The organism is Campylobacter concisus, assembly GCF_003048445.1.
In the GTDB taxonomy this organism is placed as follows: domain Bacteria; phylum Campylobacterota; class Campylobacteria; order Campylobacterales; family Campylobacteraceae; genus Campylobacter_A; species Campylobacter_A concisus_BF.
Genome location: NZ_PIQW01000001.1, coordinates 80,137 through 103,437 on the forward strand (window position 1 = coordinate 80,137; position 23,301 = coordinate 103,437).

Annotated in this window: 31 protein-coding genes; 12 read left to right on the forward strand and 19 right to left on the reverse strand. The window is 41.5% G+C overall.

Annotated features, from left to right (window positions below; all coding sequences use genetic code 11):
- Nucleotides 1–40: 40 nt before the first annotated feature.
- The 6 genes from CVT14_RS00470 to glmM all read right to left on the reverse strand — a co-directional run bounded on the left by CVT14_RS00470 (nt 41) and on the right by glmM (nt 4,733).
- Entirely contained in the window at nt 41–1,480 is a 1,440-nt protein-coding gene (locus CVT14_RS00470) for an acetyl-CoA carboxylase subunit A (RefSeq protein WP_004317286.1), read from the reverse strand.
- 116 nt (nt 1,481–1,596) lie between these two features.
- Nucleotides 1,597–2,142 carry a hypothetical protein gene (locus tag CVT14_RS00475; protein WP_021088832.1) on the reverse strand — a complete coding sequence of 182 codons (546 nt, stop codon included), beginning with the start codon at nt 2,140–2,142 and terminating at the stop codon, nt 1,597–1,599.
- A gap of 9 nt (nt 2,143–2,151) precedes the next feature.
- On the reverse strand, nt 2,152–2,586 hold the full coding sequence (locus CVT14_RS00480) for a CopD family protein (protein ID WP_004317437.1): 435 nt from the start codon (nt 2,584–2,586) through the stop codon (nt 2,152–2,154).
- 9 nt (nt 2,587–2,595) lie between these two features.
- Nucleotides 2,596–2,958: an NINE protein gene (locus tag CVT14_RS00485; RefSeq protein WP_087583388.1), complete on the reverse strand. Its 363-nt coding sequence runs from the start codon at nt 2,956–2,958 to the stop codon at nt 2,596–2,598.
- Nucleotides 2,948–3,400 carry a signal peptidase II gene (gene lspA, locus CVT14_RS00490; RefSeq protein WP_107849422.1) on the reverse strand — a complete coding sequence of 151 codons (453 nt, stop codon included), beginning with the start codon at nt 3,398–3,400 and terminating at the stop codon, nt 2,948–2,950. The genes CVT14_RS00485 and lspA overlap by 11 nt, the downstream gene beginning before the upstream one ends.
- Nucleotides 3,393–4,733 carry a phosphoglucosamine mutase gene (glmM, locus tag CVT14_RS00495; RefSeq protein ID WP_021088803.1) on the reverse strand — a complete coding sequence of 447 codons (1,341 nt, stop codon included), beginning with the start codon at nt 4,731–4,733 and terminating at the stop codon, nt 3,393–3,395. Before glmM ends, lspA begins: the two co-directional genes overlap by 8 nt.
- Nucleotides 4,734–4,890: 157 nt before the next feature.
- Between glmM and rpsT the strand changes: the two genes are divergently transcribed.
- The 4 genes from rpsT (at nt 4,891) to CVT14_RS00515 (ending at nt 8,900) form a co-directional block, all read left to right on the forward strand.
- Nucleotides 4,891–5,160, forward strand: a complete 270-nt coding sequence (rpsT, locus tag CVT14_RS00500; protein WP_107849423.1) for a 30S ribosomal protein S20 — start codon at nt 4,891–4,893, stop codon at nt 5,158–5,160.
- Between the two features lie 14 nt (nt 5,161–5,174).
- Nucleotides 5,175–6,242 (forward strand): peptide chain release factor 1, encoded by a 1,068-nt coding sequence (gene prfA, locus CVT14_RS00505; protein WP_107849424.1) that lies wholly within the window; start codon nt 5,175–5,177, stop codon nt 6,240–6,242.
- Nucleotides 6,243–6,554: 312 nt separating this feature from the next.
- Entirely contained in the window at nt 6,555–6,974 is a 420-nt protein-coding gene (locus CVT14_RS00510) for a TOBE domain-containing protein (protein ID WP_021086663.1), read from the forward strand.
- 360 nt (nt 6,975–7,334) lie between these two features.
- Entirely contained in the window at nt 7,335–8,900 is a 1,566-nt protein-coding gene (locus CVT14_RS00515) for a flavocytochrome c (protein ID WP_107849425.1), read from the forward strand.
- Nucleotides 8,901–8,927: 27 nt separating this feature from the next.
- On the opposite strand, the gene CVT14_RS00520 is transcribed toward CVT14_RS00515, so the two are convergent.
- Both CVT14_RS00520 and CVT14_RS00525 read right to left on the reverse strand, forming a co-directional pair.
- On the reverse strand, nt 8,928–9,155 hold the full coding sequence (locus CVT14_RS00520; protein WP_107849426.1) for a winged helix-turn-helix domain-containing protein: 228 nt from the start codon (nt 9,153–9,155) through the stop codon (nt 8,928–8,930).
- A gap of 1 nt (nt 9,156) precedes the next feature.
- Nucleotides 9,157–9,522 carry a diacylglycerol kinase gene (locus CVT14_RS00525; protein WP_107849427.1) on the reverse strand — a complete coding sequence of 122 codons (366 nt, stop codon included), beginning with the start codon at nt 9,520–9,522 and terminating at the stop codon, nt 9,157–9,159.
- Nucleotides 9,523–9,575: 53 nt separating this feature from the next.
- Between CVT14_RS00525 and CVT14_RS00530 the strand changes: the two genes are divergently transcribed.
- Complete coding sequence (locus CVT14_RS00530; RefSeq protein WP_021088740.1) at nt 9,576–10,334, forward strand: exodeoxyribonuclease III; 759 nt, start codon at nt 9,576–9,578, stop codon at nt 10,332–10,334.
- Here CVT14_RS00530 and CVT14_RS00535 read toward each other — a convergent pair.
- Entirely contained in the window at nt 10,331–10,888 is a 558-nt protein-coding gene (locus tag CVT14_RS00535) for a manganese efflux pump MntP family protein (protein WP_021088756.1), read from the reverse strand. The genes CVT14_RS00530 and CVT14_RS00535 overlap by 4 nt on opposite strands.
- Before the next feature lie 108 nt (nt 10,889–10,996).
- Here CVT14_RS00535 and CVT14_RS00540 point away from each other — a divergent pair, with 108 nt between their 5' ends.
- Nucleotides 10,997–11,746, forward strand: a complete 750-nt coding sequence (locus CVT14_RS00540) for a DUF4197 domain-containing protein (RefSeq protein WP_021088817.1) — start codon at nt 10,997–10,999, stop codon at nt 11,744–11,746.
- Nucleotides 11,743–12,621: a DMT family transporter gene (locus tag CVT14_RS00545; RefSeq protein ID WP_107849428.1), complete on the forward strand. Its 879-nt coding sequence runs from the start codon at nt 11,743–11,745 to the stop codon at nt 12,619–12,621. The genes CVT14_RS00540 and CVT14_RS00545 overlap by 4 nt, the downstream gene beginning before the upstream one ends.
- Here CVT14_RS00545 and CVT14_RS00550 read toward each other — a convergent pair.
- Nucleotides 12,618–13,343, reverse strand: coding sequence for a class I SAM-dependent methyltransferase (locus tag CVT14_RS00550; RefSeq protein WP_107849429.1), 726 nt, complete (start codon nt 13,341–13,343; stop codon nt 12,618–12,620). The genes CVT14_RS00545 and CVT14_RS00550 overlap by 4 nt on opposite strands.
- Nucleotides 13,344–13,388: 45 nt before the next feature.
- On the opposite strand from CVT14_RS00550, the gene CVT14_RS00555 reads away from it, so the two are divergent.
- Nucleotides 13,389–13,781, forward strand: coding sequence for an acyl-CoA thioesterase (locus tag CVT14_RS00555; protein WP_107849430.1), 393 nt, complete (start codon nt 13,389–13,391; stop codon nt 13,779–13,781).
- On the opposite strand, the gene CVT14_RS00560 is transcribed toward CVT14_RS00555, so the two are convergent.
- Entirely contained in the window at nt 13,772–14,131 is a 360-nt protein-coding gene (locus CVT14_RS00560; RefSeq protein WP_107849431.1) for a Fur family transcriptional regulator, read from the reverse strand. The two genes, CVT14_RS00555 and CVT14_RS00560, sit on opposite strands and share 10 nt — an antisense overlap.
- A gap of 145 nt (nt 14,132–14,276) precedes the next feature.
- On the opposite strand from CVT14_RS00560, the gene CVT14_RS00565 reads away from it, so the two are divergent.
- From CVT14_RS00565 to CVT14_RS00580, 4 genes are read left to right on the forward strand one after another with little or no spacing between them, the layout of a single operon-like run.
- Nucleotides 14,277–15,185, forward strand: coding sequence for a metal ABC transporter solute-binding protein, Zn/Mn family (locus CVT14_RS00565; RefSeq protein ID WP_107849432.1), 909 nt, complete (start codon nt 14,277–14,279; stop codon nt 15,183–15,185).
- A gap of 2 nt (nt 15,186–15,187) precedes the next feature.
- Complete coding sequence (locus CVT14_RS00570) at nt 15,188–16,681, forward strand: nickel/cobalt transporter (RefSeq protein ID WP_107849433.1); 1,494 nt, start codon at nt 15,188–15,190, stop codon at nt 16,679–16,681.
- Entirely contained in the window at nt 16,678–17,460 is a 783-nt protein-coding gene (locus tag CVT14_RS00575; RefSeq protein WP_021086647.1) for a metal ABC transporter ATP-binding protein, read from the forward strand. The genes CVT14_RS00570 and CVT14_RS00575 overlap by 4 nt, the downstream gene beginning before the upstream one ends.
- A gap of 9 nt (nt 17,461–17,469) precedes the next feature.
- The gene (locus CVT14_RS00580; protein WP_103642187.1) at nt 17,470–18,276 is read left to right on the forward strand and encodes a metal ABC transporter permease; all 807 of its coding nucleotides are present in this window, start codon (nt 17,470–17,472) and stop codon (nt 18,274–18,276) included.
- Nucleotides 18,277–18,285: 9 nt separating this feature from the next.
- Here CVT14_RS00580 and CVT14_RS00585 read toward each other — a convergent pair whose 3' ends face one another.
- The 8 genes from CVT14_RS00585 to CVT14_RS00615 are packed head-to-tail and all read right to left on the reverse strand — an operon-like array spanning nt 18,286 to nt 23,301.
- Nucleotides 18,286–18,597, reverse strand: a complete 312-nt coding sequence (locus CVT14_RS00585) for a type II toxin-antitoxin system RelE family toxin (RefSeq protein ID WP_021088842.1) — start codon at nt 18,595–18,597, stop codon at nt 18,286–18,288.
- Complete coding sequence (locus tag CVT14_RS00590; protein ID WP_035169753.1) at nt 18,594–18,833, reverse strand: hypothetical protein; 240 nt, start codon at nt 18,831–18,833, stop codon at nt 18,594–18,596. Before CVT14_RS00590 ends, CVT14_RS00585 begins: the two co-directional genes overlap by 4 nt.
- A gap of 52 nt (nt 18,834–18,885) precedes the next feature.
- Nucleotides 18,886–20,211, reverse strand: a complete 1,326-nt coding sequence (locus tag CVT14_RS00595; RefSeq protein ID WP_021088746.1) for an MATE family efflux transporter — start codon at nt 20,209–20,211, stop codon at nt 18,886–18,888.
- A 38-nt stretch (nt 20,212–20,249) separates the two neighbouring features.
- The gene (locus tag CVT14_RS10615) at nt 20,250–20,387 is read right to left on the reverse strand and encodes a hypothetical protein (protein ID WP_021088738.1); all 138 of its coding nucleotides are present in this window, start codon (nt 20,385–20,387) and stop codon (nt 20,250–20,252) included.
- Nucleotides 20,378–20,596 (reverse strand): VOC family protein, encoded by a 219-nt coding sequence (locus CVT14_RS00600; protein WP_021088729.1) that lies wholly within the window; start codon nt 20,594–20,596, stop codon nt 20,378–20,380. Before CVT14_RS00600 ends, CVT14_RS10615 begins: the two co-directional genes overlap by 10 nt.
- A gap of 14 nt (nt 20,597–20,610) precedes the next feature.
- Nucleotides 20,611–21,336 (reverse strand): TerC family protein, encoded by a 726-nt coding sequence (locus CVT14_RS00605; RefSeq protein ID WP_021092554.1) that lies wholly within the window; start codon nt 21,334–21,336, stop codon nt 20,611–20,613.
- Nucleotides 21,329–21,916 (reverse strand): phosphoribosylglycinamide formyltransferase, encoded by a 588-nt coding sequence (gene purN / locus CVT14_RS00610; protein ID WP_107849434.1) that lies wholly within the window; start codon nt 21,914–21,916, stop codon nt 21,329–21,331. Before purN ends, CVT14_RS00605 begins: the two co-directional genes overlap by 8 nt.
- Complete coding sequence (locus tag CVT14_RS00615) at nt 21,898–23,301, reverse strand: NAD(P)H-hydrate dehydratase (protein ID WP_107849435.1); 1,404 nt, start codon at nt 23,299–23,301, stop codon at nt 21,898–21,900. The genes purN and CVT14_RS00615 overlap by 19 nt, the downstream gene beginning before the upstream one ends.

Consider the following 23,301-nt stretch of genomic DNA (forward strand, 5'->3'; position numbering starts at 1 on the left):
TTTGGCGAAATTTATCGCCAAAGCCGTAGCAGAGATAAATTTATCTCTTCTTCTTATATCTTTTTATCGCCTCTACGATGACCTCTTCTAGGTCGTCATTTGGCTCTTTGTTCATATCATCATAGGTGTTTTCAAGGATAGTTTTTAAGTTTTTCTCGACGTAGCTAGTATCGAAAAATCCTCTTCTAAACTCCTTACTTTTGCTGATCGTTAGCAAAAATGGGATGATCGTTCGCACACCCTCGATGGTAAATTCTTCAAGTGCTCTTTCAAGCTTATTTACCGCTAGATCGTAGTCAGTCGCCTTGACGATTAGTTTTGCGATAAGTGAGTCGTAAAATGGCGGTATGGTGTAGTCTTTATAGACGTGGCTATCGACGCGCACAGATGGGCCAAGAGCTGGGTAGTAGCCCTCGATCGTGCCTGGTGCTGGGATGAAATTCTCCCAGACATTCTCAGCTGTGATCCTCGCCTCTATCGCGTAGCCGCGTGGTTTGATGTCGCTTTGCTCGATCTCTAATATTTCACCCGCAGCGATCCTTATCTGCCTAACGACTAGGTCGTGGCCGGTAATCTCTTCGGTGATGCCGTGCTCCACTTGGATACGAGTGTTCATCTCCATAAAGTAAAAGTTGTTGTAGTCATCTAGCAAAAACTCGATCGTTCCTACGTTTGAGTAGCCCACAGCCTTTGCAGCAGCGACCGCAGTCACGCCCATGATCTTTCTTAAATTTTCACTAATCGATGGGCAAGGTGCGATCTCGATGATCTTTTGGTGGCGCCTTTGGATAGAGCAGTCACGCTCGCAAAGGTGGATGATGTTGCCGTAGTTATCGCCTAAAATTTGAAACTCGATGTGGCGAGGATTGACAACAAGCTTCTCCATAAAAACTTCGTCGTTGTTAAAGTATGCTTTTGCCTCTCTGGTGCATGATTCAAAGGCATCTTGCATATCTTCTTCTTGCCAGACCTCCCTGATGCCACGGCCACCACCACCACCGCTTGCTTTTAAGATGACTGGATAGCCGATGCGTCTAGCGTGCTCTTTTATGGCGTCCATGCTCTCATCATTTAGCTTTTCAGTGCCTGGAACTATCGGTATGCCGTTTTTCTTCATCAGATATCTAGCGATGTTTTTATCGCCCATTTTCTTGATGACTTCAGCCTTTGGACCGATGAAAATGAGCCCAGCATCCTCAACTGCCTTTGCAAATTCGTAGTTTTCGCTTAAAAAGCCGTATCCTGGGTGTATCGCGTCAGCCCCGCACTCTTTAGCAAGCTTTACGATAGCTTTGGCGTCAAGATAGCCCTTGATCGGATCTTCACCCACTTGATAGGCCTCATCAGCGATCCTGACGTGTAAGCACTCGCTGTCTGGTGCTGTGTAAATTCCTACGCTTTGGATGTGTAAATCCCTACAAGCTCTGACTATCCTAACTGCGATCTCACCACGATTTGCGATAAGAATTTTATGTATCATAGGCTATCCTTTTTGAGTTTTTCTTATCATATAACTATTCGTTTTATTTTTAGATAAATTTGTTAAGTCTGGTTTTAAAATTTGAGTGTAAAGGCTAAATTTACACTCAAATTTCTTTATTTGCTGATGATTTGTGGGAAAGGTGTGGCTAGGGCTTTTTTGCTAAAGTCTTGCGACTCGATCGTGAAATTTGTAGCAAATCTTTGAATGCCCTCTTTTTTATAAGCACGCCTTTGGATGGTAAAAAGGACTAAATTTCCGCCTTGTTTGGTGTAGCGATATATCGAGTGCTCGGCTGTTGGAGTGCCATTTAGGTTTGAAAATATCGTGATATCAAGATAAATTTCATTTGCGAGCGAGCCCTTTTTATAAGCCACTTTTAGCCCTTTTGCTTTTAACTCTTTTAGATCATTTATCTTTTGCTCGACCGCTTGCTCTGGTGTAGCGTCAAATTTAAGGGTATTTAGCGAGAGCATGTAGCTAAAACTATCTATCTTCTCGCCAGGGAGCAAGTACTCCTGCGTGAATAAATTTGGCACAGGCTTGGCTGAGCCTGCTAGAGAGTAGAGTCTGTTGTCAAATTTTATCTGCATCGGCTCAAAATACTGAGTTGCTGCGAGCAAGAGCGCCGGCAAAGCGATAAATGCTAAAAATTTCTTCATCAAATTCCTTTAAAATGGATTTACTATCATTACCCAGATGATGATGAGCATCGCGATAGTTGGCACTTCGTTGTAAGCTCTAAAGAAGATGCCACTTTTGTTACAGCGCTTTTCTTTGAGCTGCTTCATGTAGCGTCCAAGGTCTAGGTGATAGATAGCCATTAAGATGACAACTAAAATTTTGACATGGATGTGACCAGTTTTTATAAGATCAGGCATCGCGATAAGTATCAAAATGCCAGTGACAAATGAGCCGATTAGTGCGACCCAGCCGATGTAGTGATACATCTTATACTCCATCACCTCAACCACTTTTACAAAGTCTGGCTTGTCCATATTTTCTACGTGATAAACGTAGAGCCTTGGCTGATAAAACAGCACTGCCATCCACGAGATGAAAAACAAATAGTGGAGGTATTTTAAGTAAAGATAATATTCTGCCATAACGTCTCCTTATCTAAAAAGTATCTCTTTTCTAGCTTCAAATTCAGCCTTGCTGATCGCACCACTCTCAAAAAGCTCGTAAAGCCTTTTTAAGTCGTCCTCTTTATCTTTTAGTTTTAGTCTCTCTTTTAGCTCGACTTTTTGTAAATTTTTCTCGACATAAGCGCCAACCAAAAATGCATCTATAAGCCACCAAATGCCCCAAATTATTAAAAATGGTATGCCTATAATGAAATAAAACGTAGAGTAGCCAACGAAAAATAGTCCCATCATCAAAAAGCCAGTGATAAATTTACCAAGGTAAATTCTATGTGCTCCAAGCCAGCCAGTAAGTAGCCAAAGCGCGTATGCGACGTAGATATTATTTCCCACTCTCTCTCCTTTTTATAAAACTTTGCCAAAGTATCATCACGACACAAAGATCAATCATCACATCAGCGAAGTTAAAGACCGCAAAGTTAAACCACTTGTGCCAAAAGACGTAATCCACGACGCCGCCATGGATAAATCTATCTGTGATATTTGAGCTGCCAGCTCCTAGCAAAGCTCCAAGCCAAATGGCATGCGAGCAAAGCAGTTTTTTTTCAACGACTAGATAGACAAAAACGCCTAAAATGAGGGCGATCTGGATAAATTTAAGCCACTCATCTAAAAAGGCAAACATCGAAAATGCAACGCCCTTATTATATGTAAGAACTAGCGAGAAAAACTCGCCCTCCCACGAAAAACCATCTATAAATATCATCTTTATCGCTTGATCAACGATAAAAATGAGAAAAAACGCGATAAAAAATTTAATTAAGTTTTTACGCATTTAGGGCTTTTACAAAAAATTTCTCAACTTCATCCATGCGTTTTTCAACTAAAGTTTGATTTTTACCTTCAAGCAAAAGTCTGATCAAATTTTCAGTACCAGAGTATCTAAAGAGCGATCTTATGCCCTCTTTTGCGAGGTTAGCCTCAAGCTCTTTTAGCCCCTCTATCTTATCAAGCGGCTTTTTCTCTGTGATTTTTAAATTTAGTAAAATTTGTGGATACGGCTTTAGCTCACCAAAAATTTCACTAGCTTTTTTGCCTTTTTTAAGCATCATCGCGACAACTTGCATCGAAGTAACAAGGCCGTCGCCAGTCTTAGCATAGTCGTTAAATATGACGTGACCGCTTTGCTCGCCACCAAAATTTATGCCATTTTCTTTCATCATCTCAAGCACGTATTTATCGCCTACGTTTGAGCGAAGTAGCTTGATCTTGTGAGCTTTTAGATAGTCATCAAGTGCGGCATTACTCATCACCGTAGCCACGATGGCTCCACCTTTTAGTGCCTTTTGTTCGTGTAAAAATGCTGCAAGTGAGCCAAGTATCGCATCTCCATGCACAACTTCGCCGTTTTCATCGACAACGACAAGTCTATCAGCATCGCCGTCAAATGCAAAGCCGATGTCAGCACGAAGCCTTTTTACCTCGCTTGCTAGATCTTCTGGGTGAAGTGCGCCGCAGTTTTGGTTGATGTTGCTACCATTTGGTTCGTTGTTTATGACGATGACATCAGCTCCAAGCTCGCTAAATACAGTTGGCGCGACCTTGTAAGCAGCTCCGTTTGCCACATCTAAAACTACTCGTAAATTCTTTAAATTTAGCTCTTTTGGGAATGAATTTTTGATCTGGACGATATATCTGCCGATAACATCGTCGATCCTCTTGTTTGCACCGATTTCTGTCATCGTTTTTTGGGCATTTGCGATAAGCTCATCGTCGTAGAAGATTTTTTCTATCTCGGCCTCTATCGTCTCATCAAGCTTGTTGCCAAAGCTATCAAAAAATTTGATGCCGTTATCGTAGTATGGGTTGTGTGAGGCGCTTATCATTATGCCAGCGTCACAGCGCATATTTTCTGTTAAAAATGCGATCGCAGGTGTTGGCATAGGGCCTATTTGAAGGACGTTGTAGCCAACTGCAGTTAGCCCTGCAACGATGGCAGTTTCTATCATATAGCCACTTTTTCTAGTATCTTTTCCGACTAAAATCACATTTGTCGCTGAGGTCTTTCTAAAGTAAATTCCAGCAGCCATTGCAAGGCGCATAGATGTTTGAGCTGAAAGCTTTTCGCCAGCCTTACCACGAACTCCGTCTGTTCCAAAAAGTTTCATCAATTTATCCTTTTTATTATAAAATGGTGCTATTTTATCAGAAATTATCAAATTTAAAATCTAAAATTTTATTTGTTTTAAAGCTGACTTAAATTCAGTTACAATTAAATATATTTTTCATATAATCACGGACTAAAATTATCAAAAAAGGTATATTATGGCAAACCATAAATCTGCTGAAAAAAGAGCTAGACAAACTATAAAAAGAACAGAAAGAAACAGATTTTACCGCACTAGACTTAAAAACATCACAAAAGCAGTGCGTGTAGCTGTAGAAGCTAAAGATCTAAATGCTGCAAATGAAGCTTTAAAAGTTGCTAACAAAAGCATCCACAGCTTCGTAAGTAGAGGCTTTTTGAAGAAACAAACTGCTGCTCGTCGCGTTAGTCGCCTTGCTCAATTAGTAAATACTCTAAAAGCTGTTTAATCTATTAAATTTTAATGTTTGCTGATAAACTTCATCCATTTTTGGATCGCTATGATGAAATTTCTACGCTTCTAAGCGATCCAAATATAGCAAACGATATCGAAAAGATGACAAAGCTCTCAAAAGAGCAATCATCTATCGAACCAGTCGCAATTGCTGCAAAAAAATATCTACAAATTCTAAACGACATCGACGAGAACAAAGCCCTACTTGAGGACTCTGAGCTTGGTGAGCTTGCAAAAGATGAGCTTAAAAATTTAGAAATTTCAAGAGAGAAGCTTGAAGAAGAGATCAAAATTTTACTTCTTCCAAAAGATCCAAACGATGACAAAAATATATTCTTAGAAATTCGCGCAGGCACTGGTGGTGACGAGGCTGCACTATTTGTTGGAGATCTTTTTAACGCTTACATCAGATATGCAGAACTTCGTGGATATAAATTTGAGATCGTTAGCCAAAGCGAGGGCAACACTGGCGGCTTTAAAGAGATCATCGTGCTCATAAAGGGCAAAGGCGCTTATTCAAGGCTAAAATTTGAAGGTGGCACACATAGAGTTCAGCGTGTGCCAGAGACTGAGAGCCAGGGTAGGGTGCACACCTCGGCTGTGACTGTGGCCATCATGCCAGAGGTCGAAGACAGCGAGATCGAGATCAATCCAAACGATATAAGAGTTGATGTTATGAGAAGCTCGGGTCACGGCGGTCAGTCGGTAAATACAACTGATAGTGCCGTTAGGATCACGCACATACCAACAGGACTTGTTGTCACAAACCAAGATGGCAAGAGCCAGCACAAAAACAAAGAAGCCGCGATGAAGGTCCTAAAAGCTAGACTTTACGAGATGCAAGAGCAAGAGAGGCTTGCTAAAGAGACTAGCGAGCGCAAGAGTCAAGTCGGCACTGGAGACCGCTCAGGCAGGATAAGAACTTATAACTACCCGCAAAACCGCATAAGCGATCATCGCATAAATTTAACACTTTACCGCCTTGATGCGATCATGGCAGCGGGATTATTTGACGAGATCATCGAGCCGCTTATCACTCACTATCAAGCAGAAGCTATGCTTGAAGCTGGCATCTAAGCGCAAAATTTATAAATTCTTACTAAATCACTAAAAATCAAAAATCTACAAACTAAGATCTAAAGTCATCTGATCTTGAAACAATCTTAGTTTGTCTGTTTTATAATAAAAAATAATATTTATTCAATATATTTTTCAAAAATATTTTAAATTAAATTTTTAGATTTTAGTTCATTTTATGCGATATTTTGGGCTTTGGTAAATTATAAATCTTTACTTGTGATATTAAAAAATTTTATTAATTGATCATAAGTTCGCATTAATAATAATACTCTATAATACCCAAACATTAAATCAAAATAAGGAGAAAATATGTCACTAAGTGCAAGAAATCAACTAAATGTTGAGATATCAGAAGTAAGAACAGGTGCGGTAAATTCGTTAATAGCTGGCAAACTAGCAGGTGGCGAGGTGCTAAAAGCAACTATTACAGTTGATAGCGAAAAAGCTCTTGATCTTAAAGTTGGTAAAAAAGCTATATTCTTATTCAAAGCTTCAAGCGTTATCGTTTCAAAAGACGACAGCATCAAGCTTAGCGCAACAAATCAAATAAAAGGCGTTGTTAGCGAGATAAAAGACGGCGCTGTAAATGCTGAGGTTATCATTGATGCAAATGGCAGCAAAATTTCAGCTATCATCACAAGAGAGTCAGTTCAAAATTTGGCTTTAAAAGCAGGCGACAAAGTAACTGCTATCATCAAAGCAACTCAAATCATAGTTGGTGTTAAATAATTTTTCGGAGCAAATTTGCTCCGACTCTCTCTTTAAACTAATATTTAAATTTAAGCTAATACCCAAAATAAACCCAAATTTCCTTTATAAATTTAGTTAAACAAAAATTTGATTAATATTTATTTTTCTCAAATTTAAAAAATAAATTCTCCAAACTTTATGCCAAATTTACTTTAATTGCCTATATAGCGTAAATATAAAGTCAAATTTGAATAAAAATAGTGTCAATAAATATTACCAAACTACGCTCTAATCGCACTTAGCTTTAATAAAGTTTAATTTAAAAAACTAATTAGACTATTTTAATAAAAAAGTCGTATAATCTAGTTAGTGAATATCTTACTTCAAAGGAGAGAGAGCATGAAAAATTCAGGTTTATCTAGAAGAGATTTTGTGAAATTTAGCGCTATCGGAGCCACAGCACTTGGCATGGGCGCTACAAATTTAATGGCAAGCCCAATGAACGAAAAAGATGTCAAATGGGACGAGGAGTATGACGTAGTCATCATCGGCTCAGGCTTTGCAGCTCTTGCTGCTGGCGTCACATCAGCCAAAAAAGGCAACAAAGTCGTCTTGATCGAAAAGATGGGCCGCACAGGTGGCAACTCTGTCATCAACGGCGGTATCTTTGCCGTTCCAAATAGTGACATGCAAAAGAAAGCTGGCATCAAAGATAGCACAGAGCTATTTATCAAAGACTGCTTGAAAGCAGGCCGCGGCATCAACCACGTTGATCTTTTGGCAAAGATCGGCGAGAGAGCGCAAGACGCATACAAACTCACACTTGATTGTGGTGCAAAATATATCGATCAGATCACTCACGCAGGTGGTCACTCAGTGCCAAGAAGTCTTCAAACAGAAGTTGGCAGCGGCGCTGGCATCGTGCTTCCTATGACTGCGACATTTGAAAAGTTAGAAGGCGCATCGATCAAAAAAAGGACAAAATTTGATGATTTTGTCTTTGACGACAAGGGTGCAGTTGTGGGTGTCATCGTCAGAGAAAACTACAAATTTGATGGCAATTTGATGAGTGACGACGTCGAAAACAAAGGCGGCGATACAAAATATATAAAAGCCAAAAAGGGCGTTGTGCTAGCAGCTGGCGGCTTTTGTAGAGATAAAATTTTTAGACGCCTTCAAGATCCAAGGATCACACCTGAGACAGACTCGACAAACCAACCAGGCTCAACAGCAGGCGCGCTTCTAGCAGCATTTAGAGCGGGCGCTTATCCAGTTCAGCCAAGCTGGATCCAGTATGGACCATGGGGATGTGCCGATGAGACAGGCTTTGGCGTGGGATCGATGTTTAACGTAAATGGCGCTTTTCCGTTTGGAATTTCAGTCAATCCAAGAACTGGCAAACGCTACATGAACGAGCTAGCTGACCGCAGGACAAGAACTGAAGCGATGTTTAAAGTCATCCATGAAAAGGGCGAAGACGATAAAAATTTCCCTATCAACTTCTGCGATTCAAGAGCACTTCCTCACATGCTTCCAGCTCACTATGAAAAGGCTATCGCAGCTGGAATTTGCAAGAAATTTGACACACTTGATGCTTTGGCAGCTGAGTATAAGATCCCAGTTGATGAGCTCAAAAAAACAGTCGCAAGATACAACGAATTTGTCAAAAAAGGCATTGATGAGGACTTTGGCAAGCCAGTTGTTGAGACTACGACAAAGGGCATTGATATCTCAGTTCCGCCGTTTTACGCAGAGCGTGGCACGCCAAAAGTTCACCACACAATGGGCGGTCTAAATATCAACACAAAAGCCCAAGTCATGAACTCTCAAACAGCTATGCCTATACCAAATTTATATGCAGCTGGCGAGATCACTGGTGGCGTTCACGGAGCAAGCCGCCTAGGATCAGTGGCTATAACTGATTGCTTGACATTTGGTATGATCGCTGCTGAGACTATCGGCTAGAAAGAGGTGGCAGGCATTTGCTTGCCACTATAAATTTTTAAATCTATAAACTCCGTTTTTTACTCGCTCTAAAATTTTCTTCTCTTCAAGTAGCTTAAACGTGCTTATCACGGTTGGTTTGCTCACATTTAGCTTCTCGCAAATTTCTGAAATTTTAAGCACGATAAAGCCATTTTCATCGCTTAGCTCGCAAAGTAAATTTATGATCTCTACCTTTTTCTCGCCAAGAAGCGCCTTATAAATTTGCTCTTTCACGCTAGCTCCAAATTTTATAGCACACAGCCACGCACCAAAGCGTGCCACATAAGAAATTTGCGATCATCACAGCCGCACTTCCAGCGTCCTTTGCCGCTTTTGCTAGGGCGTGATAGTCTGGGCTTGCAAGATCAGTCACTCGCTCTAGGCCAGAGTTTAGGCACTCGCAAACTAGCACAAATGCCATGCTAAAGATCAAAAATAGGTTAAAAATAAGGTCAAATTTCCAAAAAAATAGCGAGATCGTAGCTACCAAAAATATGCAAATTTCTATCCGAAAGCTCTTCTCGTTTTTAAAAATTTCAGCCAAACCCTCTCTTGCGTAGCCAAAATTTTTAAAAAATTTATACGTTGGCTGGTTTCTCATAACTTTCCTTTTTGTGATTTTTGGCATAATTATAATTAAAAAAAGGATGAAATTTGAAACTTATTAGCTGGAACGTAAATGGTCTGCGCGCAGTCGTGGCAAAAGATGGCTTTGGCTGGCTTGATGAGGTTAGGCCTGATTTTTTGGGACTTCAAGAGATCAAGGTCAAAGAAGATGACGTGCCAAAAGAAATTTACAACCTTGGCTTTAAAGATATCAGTGTCAACTCAGGCGCAAGGGCTGGCTACTCTGGCGTGATGAGCCTTGCTAAATTTGACGTGCAAACGCAAAAAGCGGCCTTTTTTGACGACACGGAGGGGCGAGTTTTGGAGCATAGATTTGATGATATCGTGCTTTTTAACATCTACTTTCCAAACGGCCAAAAGGACGATGAGAGACTAGCTTACAAGATGGACTTTTACGAGAAATTTCTAGCTTACTGCAAAGAGCTTGTAAAAAGCGGCAAAGAGGTGATATTTTGCGGCGACGTAAATACCGCTCACCGCGAGATCGACCTTAAAAATCCAAAGGCAAATGCCAAAACTTCTGGCTTTTTGCCTATCGAGCGCGCGTGGATAGATGAGGTGCTAAAAAGTGGCTTTATAGATACATTTAGAGCTGTAAATGGCGACGTTGCGGACGCTTACTCGTGGTGGAGCTACCGCTTTAACGCAAGGGCGAAAAATGTCGGCTGGAGGATTGATTATTTCTTCATCTCACAAGGGCTAAAAGATAGGCTAAAAGACGCCTTTATCCTGCCAGAGATCACTGGCAGCGACCACTGTCCAGTTGGCATAGAGATAGAAATTTAGAGCACTCCCTCTTCTAGCAGGTGGGTGATTAGGATTTTAAAGCCTAAAAATATAAGTATCGCTCCACCTAAAAATAGTGCCTTTTTCTCTAAAATTTCACCCATAAATTTACCGATGTAAAAGGCGGCTAGGCTTAGTACAAAGCAGACTACGCCGATGATGAGCGCACTCTCAAATATACTAACCGCCTCAAAGCTAAGTGTGACACCGATGGCGAGTGCGTCGATGCTCGTGGCAAATGCACCCACAAAAATGGTCTTAATATCCATGCTTAAGGACTCGCTAGCCTCGCTACTACAGGCCTCTTTTAGCATTTTAAAGCCAAGAAAACAAAGTATAAAAAATGCGATGAAGTGATCGATAGAGCTTATAAATTTAGCAAAGCTAATGCCTAGAAAATAGCCAAGAAGCGGCATGAGAAACTGAAAAAAGCCAAGCATAAAAGCGATAAATAAAATTTTGCCAAAGCCAAGGCTTTTATACCTTGCGCCGTTTGCCATATTTAGAGCCGCGCTATCCATGCTAAGAGCGAAGCTAAGAAGTAAAAGCTGCATAAATTCCCCTCAAAAAAGGGTGAATTCTAGTGCAAAAATATTAAATTTATTTTAAGCGTTTAGATATTTTTTGTATGATTTTGCTTTAAATTTAAAAAAGGAGAGAAGATGAAAAGATCTCTTGTTATTCTTTGTGGCGCGCTTGCTTTAAATTTACAAGCCGCAAGCATGGATGATATGATAAATAAAGGCGTCAAAATCGCCACTCACGCATCAAGCGGCGACTACAAAAGTCTAGTTAGCGAGGCACTAAATGCTGCTGTGAGCGAGCTTTCAAAAGAGGGCTTTATAAACAACGCCACAGCTAAAATCCCACTCCCAAAAAGCCTTGAAATGGCGTCAAATTTAGCCAAAAAAGTGGGCGGCGAGAAGTGGGCGCAAGACCTTAGCAAGTCGATAAACAACGCTGCGACCACGGCCGTGCCAAAGGCTGCTGAAATTTTTAGCGAGAGCATAAAAAATATGAGCGAGGCTGACGTGAAAAAGCTCTTTAACGGCGGTAGCGACAGCGTTACGAAGTATTTAGAGAAAAGCTCCAGCCAAAAGCTAAAGGCGGCATTTACACCGATAATTGAGAAAATGATGAGCGATAATAGCTTTGCGACTGCCTATAATGGGCTAAATTCTTTCATCGGCGGCTCAGTAAAAAACAACGAAACGATAAAATCAGTCAAAAGCCTAGCTAAAAATTTAGGCGCAAGCGAATATGTGCCAGATGACGGCGAAGACCTAAACGCATATATCACGAGAAAGACGCTAGATGGGCTATTTAACGTGATGAGCGAGAAGGAAAAGGGGCTAAGAAGCGGCTTTAGCCTAGATAGCGGCAAAAAGGTGCTTGACTCGATCTTTAAATGAGAAATTTAAGCGCTCAAAACAAAGCTGACATCGCTCTTATCGTAGTTGCCATCGTTTGGGGCGCTACGTTTTTACCCATGGCAAACGCGCTAAAGACAAATGGCGTCTTTGTCATGCTTTTTTGCCGGTTTTTTCTCTCATCTATCTTTATGGGCTTTGTCGCGCTTAAATTTGCTAAGAAATTTGACAAAAAGAGCGTCATCTACGGCGTTATCCTTGGTGCGGTGCTGTTTTTGTCATTTGCCACGCAGACTTACGCCCTAAAGCTTACATTTAGCTCGAGCGTCGCCTTTATCACGGGGCTTGAGTGCGTGATAGTCCCTTTTATGGCGGCGGTGTTTTTTAAAAATAAGATAAGTATTTTTGCAATTTTAGGCGCACTCGTCGCTATCTTTGGGCTTTGGCTCTTAAGTGGCGCCACGCTCGCACTTGGGGCTGGCGAGGCACTAGCGCTTGTTTGCGCCATATTTTACGCACTTTACACGACGCTAAATGGCCACTTTGTAAGAAAGAGTGAACTTTATATGCTTGTCTTTGTGGTCTTTCTCACAAATGCCCTGCTCTCGCTTATCTTCGCGCTTTTTCAGGGCAGTATCGTGCCAAATTTTGATAGAGAATTTTTCATAGCGATATTTATCACGACGGTGATTGGCACCATTTTTTGCTACTTTGTCCAAACGATCGCCCAAAGATATACGACCGCTAGCAAGGTGGCCTTGTTTTTCTGCCTAGAGCCAGTCTCTGCAGGGTTCATTGGCTACTTTTTTGCAGGCGAGATACTTAGTATCTGGCAAATTTTTGGAGCCGCGCTCATCATCTTTGGCGTCATTTTTAGCGAATTTGGCAAGCAAATTTGCTCTAAATTTAAGCCCTAAAAGACAAAAAGCTTCATTTGAGAGTCAATTTTCTCATCTATAAACTCGCCGTCAAATCTCTCTTTTAACATCGCTAAAACCGCCTTTTCATCGTAGTTTTTAGCTCCGTTTATCTCAAGGTGCCAGCAGATATTTTCAGCAGCTTCTTGCACGCTTCGTCTAGCGATCCTAGTTTCGTTTAAAATTTCACTCTTATAAGCGATGCCTTGCTCATTTAGCCACGCTTCAAGCCTATCTACTACGTTTTTTTGCGAGAGCGTGCGGCCAAATTTTTCAAAAAATGGCTCAAGTAGGTCAGAGCTTCTAGGCTTGTCCCAGCCAAGATAGAGCTTTTGCTTGGCGCAGTTTTGAAATTTATCAAAGTCCCAGTCGTTTGCAATCGCTGGACTCATCGTGCAAATAGCGATATCAAAGTGCCCTTTAGGCTTAAATTCTCTCCACGAGCAAACCTCGCTACTTAAATTTGTCACGCCAAATTTCTTTGCATCTTCGTTTAAAATTTCTATCATCTTTTCTGAGCTATCAATGCCTGTTATATGTTTAGCCGTTTTTGATAAAAATATACTCCAAACGCCCGTTCCACAGCCTATATCTAAAATTTCTTTGCCGTTAAAGTCTATCCCCCAAGCCAAAGCTTTGCTATAAATTTGCTGCTGGATAGCGCTGATCTTGCCGTCAAATCTTTGGTAGTTTGACGCCTTTTTATCCCATAAATTTTGCATTTTAGCTCCTCTTTTTGGTTATAATTTTAGCAAAAAAGGTCAAAAATGAGAGATTTTATATATCACGTCACTATCCCGCCACAAGCCATCGACATGCACGGACATATGAATAATGTCTACTATTTCACGCTTATGCAAGAGGCCGCATTTGCCCACTCTGCCGCAGTTGGCGACACGGTCGAGGCGCAGTATAAAAGGGGTGAAATTTGGCTCATTAGAAAAAATGAAGCAAAATATATAAAGAGTGCAAAGCTGATGGATAAGATAGAAATTCACACCTACACGCAGGCCGATGGCAAGGCCACTTCGAGCAGATATTTTGAGTTTAAAAAGGATGGCGAGCTAATAGCAACTGGCAAGACCGAGTTTGTCTATATCGATCTAAAGACAAACCGCCCAAAAGCGATCCCAGCTGAGATCATAGCGCTTTACTCATGATCACACTCGTCGCAAACGCCCTTTATCACGGCACTTTTTATATTTTTAGCGACGTTTAGGTGGGGCATATCGATGTTTGTCACCTTGTGGCAGACGTCGCAGATGAAGTAGGCTTTGGCTTCATTTGCCAGCTCGTAGTAGCTCTTGTGGTTGTTTTCGGTTTTTATGATGAGATTTTCTTTCTCGAAAATTTCCATACTTCTATAAAAGGTCGTCTTGTTTGCATCAAGAATTTGCAAAATTTCATCATAGCTTAGCGGTGCTTTGGCGTTTTGTAAAATTTCAACAAGCTTTATGCGAAACGTCGTAGCCTTGATATTGTGCTCTTCTAGGAAATTTCTCGCGTTCATCTTTGCCCTTTTTATTTTGCGTATATTAACGCTAAAAGATTTAAACTATATTTAAAAGAAAAGGCTAAATTTAGGCTTTTGAACTTTAAGTTGCAACCAAGTTGCATTTTGCTAAACTTCGCAATTATTTTTTAAAGGAGAGATAATGAGAAAAATTATCGTTTTATTAGCTGTTTGTGCTTTGTCTCTTTTTGCAAAGCCGGTTGTGACTACTAGCATACTGCCAACGAAATTTTTCGTCGAGCAGATCGCTGGAGATACGCTAGATGTAAATACGATGGTTGGCAAAGGGGCTGATCCCCACACCTACGAGCCAAAACCAAAGCAGATGAAGGAGCTTGAAAAGAGTGAGCTTTACTTTGCTATCGGCATCGAGTTTGAGGATGCGTGGCTGGATCGCTTCTCAAAGACATTTAAAAATTTACGCATCGTAAAGACGCAGGAAGGTATCGAAAAGATCGCTATGAGCGAGGAGCATGAACATGAAGAGCACCACGAGCATAAGCACGATGGAGAGCATAAGCATGAGCACCATGACCACGAGGGAGAGCACCATCACCACCACCACGACGGCCTTGATCCGCACATCTGGCTTGACCCTATCTTGGTAAAAACTCAAGCTGATAACATCGCAAAGGCGCTAATAGAGAAATTCCCGCAAAATGCAAAGCTTTATGAGGAGAATTTGGCTAAATTTAAAGCTAGCCTTGACGAGCTTGATGGCTTTATCAAAAATGAGCTAAAAGATGTCAAAACTCGCGAATTTATCGTATATCACCCATCTTGGGGCTACTTTGCAAAGCGCTATAACTTAGAGCAAATAGCCATTGAAATAGAGGGCAAAGAGCCAAAGCCAGCTGAGCTAAAAGAGCTTATAGAAGAGGCTAAAGAGCACGGTATAAAGGTCATTTTCGTGGCTCCACAATTCCCAACAAAGGCTGCAAATTTGATCGCAAAAGAGACTGACTCAAAGGTCGTCACGATAGACCAACTACCTGAAAACTGGCTAGCCGAGATGAAAAAAACGGCTGAAATTTTCGCAAAAAGTCTATAAAAATGTTAGCACGCCTGATCGTCATTTGCCTACTAGCCATAAATGCCTTCGGGTGTGCTCTATGCTCGCTTTACAGCCCAACTGCTCACGTTAGTGCGAAATTTGTCGCACACGAAAATAACATCACGCAGATAGCTTTTACTTGGACCTTTTCGCAAAATTTCTCAGATCTTATGAAGCAAAATTTTGACCTCAATCAAGATGAAAAGATAGATGATAAAGAGCTTAGAAAGATCCGCTTAAATTTGCTAGACTACCTCGTGCCAAGGCACTATTTGACGCAGATTGAGTATTATTACAAGGACGAAAACGCCACTAAAATAGAGCCAAATTTAAATGAATACAAGCTCTACTTTGACGAGGGCAGGCTTAAATTTGATGTTAGTTTTAAGACAAATTTAGTGATCGCTGACGGTCTTGTCGTGTCGGTTGATATGGAGGATAAAGAGGGCTATTTTAACTTCAAATTTACGCAAAATAACGCATTTTTGGTGGGTGAAAGCTTCTGGGCGATACCAAATTCAAACTCAAATTTGATATTTTTTACATTTTCAAGCAAAGAAGCAGCCAAAGCTCACAACCAAAAGCCAGCGCTTAAAGAGCTGCTAAAAGAGCCAGTAGCCAGCGTGAGCGATGAGAATTTAAGCCAGATAGATAAGATCGATGAGGCGAAATTTGACATCGTCTCAAAAACTAGCCTAAGCTTGCTTGATAGGCTAAAGCAAATTTTAAGAAGCGTGGATTACAAAAGTCCGCTTGCGCTGCTACTCTTGGCACTTATCTCATTTGGCTATGGCTTTTTGCACGCTGCTGGAGCAGGCCATGGCAAGGTGCTAACAAGCTCATATTTTGCCGCAACTGGAGGCAGCTACAAAAGGGCGTTTTTATTTGCACTAAAGATCGGCTTTTTGCACGTCGTGGGCGCATTTGTCTTTGTCTTTGCTAGCTTTTTACTGCTTCGTGAAGTAAGCAGCGACCTCACAAGAGATACTGCTAGCATAACGACTGCATTTTCAGGCGTCGTGATCTTTTTTGTGGCGATTTTTATGCTCGTTAAAAAGATCAAATTTTACCTTTCAAACAAAAATGAGACTAAATTTTATATTTTTAGATCAAATCTAAGCCAAAATTTGAGTAAAAATACAAAATTTAAAAGTGAATGTGGCTGTCAAATTTGCTCAACCAAAAAGCCAAAGAGCAAAGAGGAGTGGCTAGTAGCGGCTGCTGCGGCTCTTGTGCCCTGTCCAGGCACGATACTAGTTTTTGTGCTGGCAAATGAGATAGGTAGCTACTTTGCAGGCATGATAAGCGGCGTATTTATGGCGCTTGGCATGAGCGTGGTGATATTTGTAGCGGCAGTTTTTGGCTCAAAGATCAGCACGAACATTAAGCTAAAAAAGTTTAAAATCTACGCAGAATTTGCAGCCCTTGGCATCATGCTTTGGCTTGGACTTTTCATTTTTGTCACGACATTTACGCAAAAGAGTCTGTTTTGAAAGATATTATAAAAATTAGAAATTTAAACTTTAGCTACGATAAACAAGTCGTTTTAGAGGATATAAATTTAGACTATAGTAGCGACGAGTTTTTAGCGATAATTGGTCCAAATGGCGGAGGCAAAAGCACGCTTTTAAAGCTCATTTTGGGCCTACTTAAGCCTCAAAGTGGCGAGATAAAGCTCTTTGGTAAAGAGCCAAGCGAGGTTAGTAAATTTATAGGCTACGTGCCGCAAAATTTCCTCTCAAATCAAAGCTTTCCGATGATGGTTTTAGAAGTCGTTTTAATGGGGCTAATCGATAAAAAAATCTTTGGCTTTTACTCAAAAGATGAAAAAGCTCTAGCACTAAGCGCCCTTGAAAAGGTCGGCATGAGGGAGTTTGCAAACGCAAGGATCGGCGAGCTAAGTGGCGGTCAAAGGCAGCGCGTCTATATCGCTAGAGCGCTTTGCGCAAACGCAAAAGTACTCATCTTAGATGAGCCAACAGCCAGCATCGATACAAAAGGGCAAGCTGAAATTTATGAAATTTTAAAGGGGATAAACGCAAACGGCGTGGGTGTGGTTCTAGTCAGTCACGACCTAAATATCGTGCTAAATTACGCTACAAAGATCGCTTACGTGAGTAAAAATTTACACATTCACAAAACGCATGAAAACCTTGCAAAGAGGGAATTTATCGAGCATCTAGCTAGAACGCACAGCCATTTTTGTGATGTCGAGATCGCACTTGGCGAGTGCGGTTGTGAAAAAACAAAGAGCAATGTTTTTAAATTTTAAAGAGAGAAAATGAGTGAAATTTTAGAGTTAAATTTTATGCAAAATGCCTTTATTGCAGGCATTTTAGTAAGCATAATATGCGGCATGATAGGCTCGCTTGTGGTGATAAACAAGATGACTTTCATCGCTGGAGGCATCGCACACGGCGCGTATGGCGGCATAGGGCTTGCATTTTTCTTCTCACTCGAGCCACTTTTTGGAGCGAGCATATTTTCGCTACTTCTAGCGCTCATCATCGCCACGATCACGCTAAAAGACAAGACAAACATCGACTCCGTAATAGGCGCTATTTGGGCGATTGGCATGGCTATTGGCATTATATTTATCGATCTAACGCCTGGCTATAACGCTGATCTTATGAGCTATCTTTTTGGCTCGATCCTTGCAGTTAGCGGCACAGATATCGCATTTATGAGCGTTTTAGACCTCTTGTTTTTGGCGCTCATCGCGCTTTTTTACCGCCAGTTTGTGGCGATCAGCTTTGATGCGGAGTTTGCAAAACTTCGCGGGGTAAATACGACATTTTTTCACTATTTGCTAGTTTGTATGATGGCGCTTTGCGTGGTGGCTACGATCCGCGTGGTGGGGCTAATACTTGTCATCGCTCTACTTACCATACCGCCTTATATTGCGCAAATTTTTGCCAAAAGGCTGGGGCTAATGATGCTAATCTCAACTATTTTTTCTATCATTTTTTGCTTTATCGGCCTTGTGATCAGCTTTTATTTCAACCTCACAGGCGGAGCTAGTATCATCTTAGTCGCCTCGCTTTGCTTTTTTGCATTTAGCTTTAAATTTAAAAGTTTGAGGAGTTAAATTTAGCTCTTAAGAAGGTTTTTCTGCTTTTTCTTTGAGCTTTAAAAGTAGTTTTACGTTTTTGTCTAAGTAAGCTTCATCTCTTTTTACGATATTTAAAAGCAGGATTATTAGTTCGTCGTCTTTTAGCAAGCAAATCAAGCGATAATCGCCAACTCTATAACGCCAAAGTCCGCTTAAATTTGCCACTAGAGCCTTTCCGCTATCACGCGGGTCTTTTAGGGTTTCTAATTTTTCGAGAGCCTTGATGATTTGCTTTTTAACAGAACCATCAAGCTTGTTAAAATTTACCTTTGCTTCATCGGTAATGATAACTTTCATAAGCAGTTTTCTTTTTTGAGTTCATCAAGCGTTGTGCCTTTGCTGTTATTTGCTACAAATCTAGCATAAATCTCTTCAGCCTCTTTTGCATCTTTTATATCCAAAACATTATCGATCAACTCATCATCTATCTCTACTACTTTGATCTTTTCGCCAAAAAGCTGTTTCATAGCGCTGATGATTTCGCTTGTGATTATAAAGCCATTTTGCCCTTGAAGCATTACTGTGTTAGTCACTTTAGCCCCTTAAAATTTATATTTTGCGAGATTATATCATAGATGTTTGCAGCTAAAATTTATTAGCTCTTTTTAACCTAAAAAGCGTCCAAGCCAAAAAGCAAATCGCCGTAAAATAGACGCTAAAAAAGAGCGCTAGCCACATAAATTTGATCTCAAGTCCTAGCCAAAAAACTACCACGTAAAAGAGCGAGCATTGAAGCACGAGCTGTCTAAAGCCATTTAGCAAAAAGATCGCTACTGGGCGTTTTACCGCTTGTAGGGTGCTGCCTGAGATGTTGATCGTGCCGTAAGCCATGTAGGCAAGTGAGTTGATGCCAAGGTAGAGCTTTGCCACTTCTAGCACGGCTGGCGTGCTGTCAAAGAGCTTGATAGCGCTCTCGCCAAAAAGCCTTATAAAGATGTAGGCAAAGGCGCAGTAGATGAGCAAAAAAAGAAGCGATAGTTTGTAGCACTGCATCGCTCTTTGAAAGCTCTTAGCGCCGTAGTTTCTTGAGATGATGCTAAGCACTCCTGCTGCCATGCCGATGGTTGGAAGCACTAAAATTTGCTCGATCCTTAAGGCTATGCCATAACCTGCCACTGCATTGACGCCGTAAAAGCTCACAAATTTTAAAAGCACAAGCGAGCCAAGCGACATTGAAAGGTAGTTTAGACAAGCTGGCAAGGCTTGCTTTAGTATCTTTGCCCAGACGGCGAAATTTGGCACGAAGTAGCCTAAATTTCTAGGCTCTATCATCTTGCTTTTTCTAACTTTAAAAAAGAGATAGATCATGCCTAAAAACTGCACGCTAGCTGTTGCTAGTGCAAGACCTTTTACGCCAAGAGCAAAGATAAAAGCAAAAAGATAGCAAAAAAATGCATTGATAAAAAGGCCGCAAAATAGCCAGTTGCGGTAGCTTTTAGTATCGCCAAGTGCGACAAGTATGCCATTAAGCGATTTTATAAGCAAGAAAAATGGAGCTGCAAGAAAGATGACGCCAGCGTAGTCAAGTGCCTCTTTGATGTAGTGATGATCAGCACCTAAAATGACTAGTAAATTTGGTGCTAGTAAGTAGCCACAAAGCCCCATAAATAGGGCAAAAAGAAGCACAAAAACGATGCCATTTGCCGCATAAAGTTTAGCCATTTTTGGTTTGTTTGCGCCTAGGCTGTTGCCTATTAGCGCGGTGAGTGCCGAGCCAAAGCCAAGACCGATGCCTACGACACTTAGATAGAGCAAAAAGCTCATCGCCATGCCAGCAACTGCAAGGGTAGAAATTTTAGCGGCGAAAAATGTGCCAGTGACGTTGTAAAGCGTGTTAAACATCATGCCCACGCCAGCTGGCAGCGAGAGCGAGATGATTAGTTTATTTAGCGGGTCTTTTAGTAGGTCCAAGCTGCCTTCTTGTTAAATTTCATATGAGCTAAGCCCTATCAAATTTCTGCCACAAATGTATAAATTTTCATTGCTTTAAATGCTCCGTTTCGCTTCACGACGCCAAGCTCTATTTTCACATCTTTTGCAAGAAACTCCAATCGCACCTCCTCTATGTCATTTTTAGCTAAAAACATATATCAGCGCTACCCTTTGTTGGATGCTTTGCCGCAGGTAAAAACTCGCCCTTAAACCTATGTAAATTTATCTTTTTTGAGCCAAAATTTAGGCTAATGTGACCGTCTTTCTGAGCTGGTCGCATGCCTAAAATGTCGCAGTAAAATTTAAGCGCCTCTTTAACGTCGCTTACGACTATAACGATGTGATCTAAATTTTTTATCTGCATTTTGGCTCACATTTTTATTTTTGATCTCTTGATGCCCTTTTTCTAGCGTAGATATTTAGGCACTCAACCGCTAGCGAGAAGCCCATCGCAAAGTAGATGTAGCCTTTTGGCACATGCACGCCAAAGCCATCAAGCACGAGCGCAAAGCCAACAAGCACCAAGAATGCTAGTGCGAGCATTTTTATCGTTGGGTTGTTATCGACAAATTCTGAGATCGCCTTTGAGGCAAACATCATCACGCCAACTGCGATGATGACGGCAAGTATCATGATATCGATGTGCTGAGCCATGCCAACTGCAGTGATAACGCTATCTAGTGAAAAGACTATGTCTAAAATGCCTATTTCTAGGATAGTCGCAAAAAATCCTGGATGAGACTTGCTCTCGTGAGCCTCTTCATGCTTGCCAGTGACGTTTGCGTGGATCTCCATTGATGATTTTACTATCAAAAATAGACCGCCTATTATGAGCACTAGATCGCGTCCAGTGATGCTAAGCTCGCCTATGCTAAAGAGCGGCTTTGTAAGCTTCATGATCCAAAATAGCGAAAGTAGCAGGATGATCCTAGTGATCATCGCAAAGCCAAGCCCTAAAATGCGGCCTTTGCCCCTTTGTTCTGGTGGCAGTTTGCCTACTAAAATAGCGATAAATATGATGTTATCTATGCCTAAAACTATCTCCAAGCCAGTTAGCGTAAGTAGCGATATCCACGCCTCTGGCGAACTCAACCATTCAAACATTTACTTCCTTTGTTAAAATTTTTATTATGCTTTGGGGCAAAATTTCATGCTCTATGGCGTGAATTTTAGACTCCCAAGCCTCCAAGCTCATACCGTCCTCTCGCTCAAACGCCCTTTGCGCGATCAGTTTGCCCCCATCAAGCTCCTCGCTCACGTAGTGCACGCTCACACCGCCTATCATCATATCGCTCTCAAAGCTCTCCTTTATCGCATGCGCGCCCTTAAAAAGCGGTAGGATAGATGGGTGAAGGTTTATGGCTTTTATCTGCGTCGTAAAAACTGGCGTTAGTATCCGCATAAAGCCAGCAAGCACCGTTAGATCGGCCCCGCTTTTTAAAATTTGCTCCACCAAAACAGCGTCAAATTCCTCACGTTTGTCAAATTTAGCGCTCTCTATTATCGTCGTTTCAAGTCCAAATTTCTTAGCTCGCTCGATGCCAAAAGCACCAGGCTTGTTGCAGATACAAAGGCAAACTTCGATCTTTACGCCGTTAAAAATTTGATTATGAACTTTTTTAAGTATCGCTTCTAAATTTGAGCCACTGCCGCTAAAAAGCACGGCTATCTTTTTCGTAAGCATTTTACTCCTTTGATGATGTCTGTTGGCTCCAGCGCGTAGCTGTTTTTGTCAAAATTTCTAAGACTAAGCGCATGAGCTAAAGTGGCTGAGATGGCAGCATTTAGTGGCTCATAGCCTTGAGCCAAAAGTGCTAACACAAGGCCGCTTAGCACGTCGCCGCTGCCGCCTTTTGCAAGCGTGCTTTTACCATAAGGCATGACGTAAATTTGCCCATCTTTGGCGATTATGGTGTTTGCACCTTTTAGCACAAGAACGGCATTAAATTTCTCGCTCCAGGCCCTCGCGTAAGCGTGTCTGTTTTCTTGCAAGGTTTGCACATCTATATCGGCCATTTTGCAAATTTTTAAAAGCGAGCAAAACTCCTTTGGATGAGGCGTCAAGACGCAGTTTTCGCTTAGTAGGTCAAGCACTTTTGGGCTGTAAAAGATATCAGCGTCAAGAACGAGCTTTTTGCCCTTTAAAATTTGCACCTCAAGCTCTTCTACGCCCTTTTTGCCAAGCCCCATGCCAAGGGCTCCAGCGTTAATTTTCTCACTTATCTTGCTAGCTTGCATGATGTGCGTTGGTAAATTTAAACCTTGCTCGCCTATCACGCTAACTAGCCCAGCCCCAAAGGCAAATGCCGCCTTTGCACAAAGCTTGCTAGCTCCTATGTGCTCGCCAGATATGATAAATGCGTGGCCAAAGTCGCCCTTATTTACGCACTGTTTTTTTCTATTTGGAAGCATGAGGTCGCATTTTTCAAGTAGATGATAGTCGCTCTCGCACTCGTAGTTTTGTGCGCTTATGCCAAGAGTAGCGAGCTTTATCTTGCCCACGTAGTCTTTTGCCGCGTCACTATAAAGAGCTAGCTTTCTAGCTCCCATCGTGATAGTAGCGTCTGCTTTTACGCAAGCGCCAAGCACCTTACCCTCGCTACTTAGTCCGCTTGGCACGTCGCAAGCGATGATGTAAGCGGGGCTAGCGTTTATTTTTGAGATGAGCTCTATGTGCTTATCGTCTAAATTTCTATTTAGCCCTGAGCCAAAAAGTCCGTCTATGAGGCATTTTGCGTTATTTAAGCTATTTTCTATATCTTTGCTCTCTCGCACGCCAGCAAATTTAGCACGTTCGAGCTGTTTGGCGGCTAGTGGCTTTAAATTTTTACTAGCTAGGATAAATTCACATTCAAACTCGCCCTCTAGCATCCTTAAAGCACAAAGCACATCAGCGCCGTTGTTTCCGCCACCGCAAATGCCAAGCACCCTCTCGCCTTTTTTAAATTTCTTGCGGATGAAATTTGCTATGGCTGCGGCTGCATTTTCCATCAAAAGCTCTTCGCTAAGGTCAAATTTCTCGCTTGCTCGCTCGTCTAAAACTCTCGTGTCTAAATATAATTTTTTCAT

Bases quoted from the DNA above. Each gene is read 5' to 3' on its own strand.
- CVT14_RS00470 (WP_004317286.1), bottom strand. From the start codon at position 1,480: ATGATACATAAAATTCTTATCGCAAATCGTGGTGAGATCGCAGTTAGG.
- CVT14_RS00475 (WP_021088832.1), bottom strand. From the start codon at position 2,142: ATGAAGAAATTTTTAGCATTTATCGCTTTGCCGGCGCTCTTGCTCGCA.
- CVT14_RS00480 (WP_004317437.1), bottom strand. From the start codon at position 2,586: ATGGCAGAATATTATCTTTACTTAAAATACCTCCACTATTTGTTTTTC.
- lspA (WP_107849422.1), bottom strand. From the start codon at position 3,400: ATGCGTAAAAACTTAATTAAATTTTTTATCGCGTTTTTTCTCATTTTT.
- glmM (WP_021088803.1), bottom strand. From the start codon at position 4,733: ATGAAACTTTTTGGAACAGACGGAGTTCGTGGTAAGGCTGGCGAAAAG.
- rpsT (WP_107849423.1), top strand. From the start codon at position 4,891: ATGGCAAACCATAAATCTGCTGAAAAAAGAGCTAGACAAACTATAAAA.
- prfA (WP_107849424.1), top strand. From the start codon at position 5,175: ATGTTTGCTGATAAACTTCATCCATTTTTGGATCGCTATGATGAAATT.
- CVT14_RS00510 (WP_021086663.1), top strand. From the start codon at position 6,555: ATGTCACTAAGTGCAAGAAATCAACTAAATGTTGAGATATCAGAAGTA.
- CVT14_RS00515 (WP_107849425.1), top strand. From the start codon at position 7,335: ATGAAAAATTCAGGTTTATCTAGAAGAGATTTTGTGAAATTTAGCGCT.
- CVT14_RS00525 (WP_107849427.1), bottom strand. From the start codon at position 9,522: ATGAGAAACCAGCCAACGTATAAATTTTTTAAAAATTTTGGCTACGCA.
- CVT14_RS00535 (WP_021088756.1), bottom strand. From the start codon at position 10,888: ATGCAGCTTTTACTTCTTAGCTTCGCTCTTAGCATGGATAGCGCGGCT.
- CVT14_RS00540 (WP_021088817.1), top strand. From the start codon at position 10,997: ATGAAAAGATCTCTTGTTATTCTTTGTGGCGCGCTTGCTTTAAATTTA.
- CVT14_RS00545 (WP_107849428.1), top strand. From the start codon at position 11,743: ATGAGAAATTTAAGCGCTCAAAACAAAGCTGACATCGCTCTTATCGTA.
- CVT14_RS00550 (WP_107849429.1), bottom strand. From the start codon at position 13,343: ATGCAAAATTTATGGGATAAAAAGGCGTCAAACTACCAAAGATTTGAC.
- CVT14_RS00555 (WP_107849430.1), top strand. From the start codon at position 13,389: ATGAGAGATTTTATATATCACGTCACTATCCCGCCACAAGCCATCGAC.
- CVT14_RS00560 (WP_107849431.1), bottom strand. From the start codon at position 14,131: ATGAACGCGAGAAATTTCCTAGAAGAGCACAATATCAAGGCTACGACG.
- CVT14_RS00565 (WP_107849432.1), top strand. From the start codon at position 14,277: ATGAGAAAAATTATCGTTTTATTAGCTGTTTGTGCTTTGTCTCTTTTT.
- CVT14_RS00570 (WP_107849433.1), top strand. From the start codon at position 15,188: ATGTTAGCACGCCTGATCGTCATTTGCCTACTAGCCATAAATGCCTTC.
- CVT14_RS00580 (WP_103642187.1), top strand. From the start codon at position 17,470: ATGAGTGAAATTTTAGAGTTAAATTTTATGCAAAATGCCTTTATTGCA.
- CVT14_RS00585 (WP_021088842.1), bottom strand. From the start codon at position 18,597: ATGAAAGTTATCATTACCGATGAAGCAAAGGTAAATTTTAACAAGCTT.
- CVT14_RS10615 (WP_021088738.1), bottom strand. From the start codon at position 20,387: ATGTTTTTAGCTAAAAATGACATAGAGGAGGTGCGATTGGAGTTTCTT.
- CVT14_RS00600 (WP_021088729.1), bottom strand. From the start codon at position 20,596: ATGCAGATAAAAAATTTAGATCACATCGTTATAGTCGTAAGCGACGTT.
- CVT14_RS00605 (WP_021092554.1), bottom strand. From the start codon at position 21,336: ATGTTTGAATGGTTGAGTTCGCCAGAGGCGTGGATATCGCTACTTACG.
- purN (WP_107849434.1), bottom strand. From the start codon at position 21,916: ATGCTTACGAAAAAGATAGCCGTGCTTTTTAGCGGCAGTGGCTCAAAT.
- CVT14_RS00615 (WP_107849435.1), bottom strand. From the start codon at position 23,301: ATGAAAAAATTATATTTAGACACGAGAGTTTTAGACGAGCGAGCAAGC.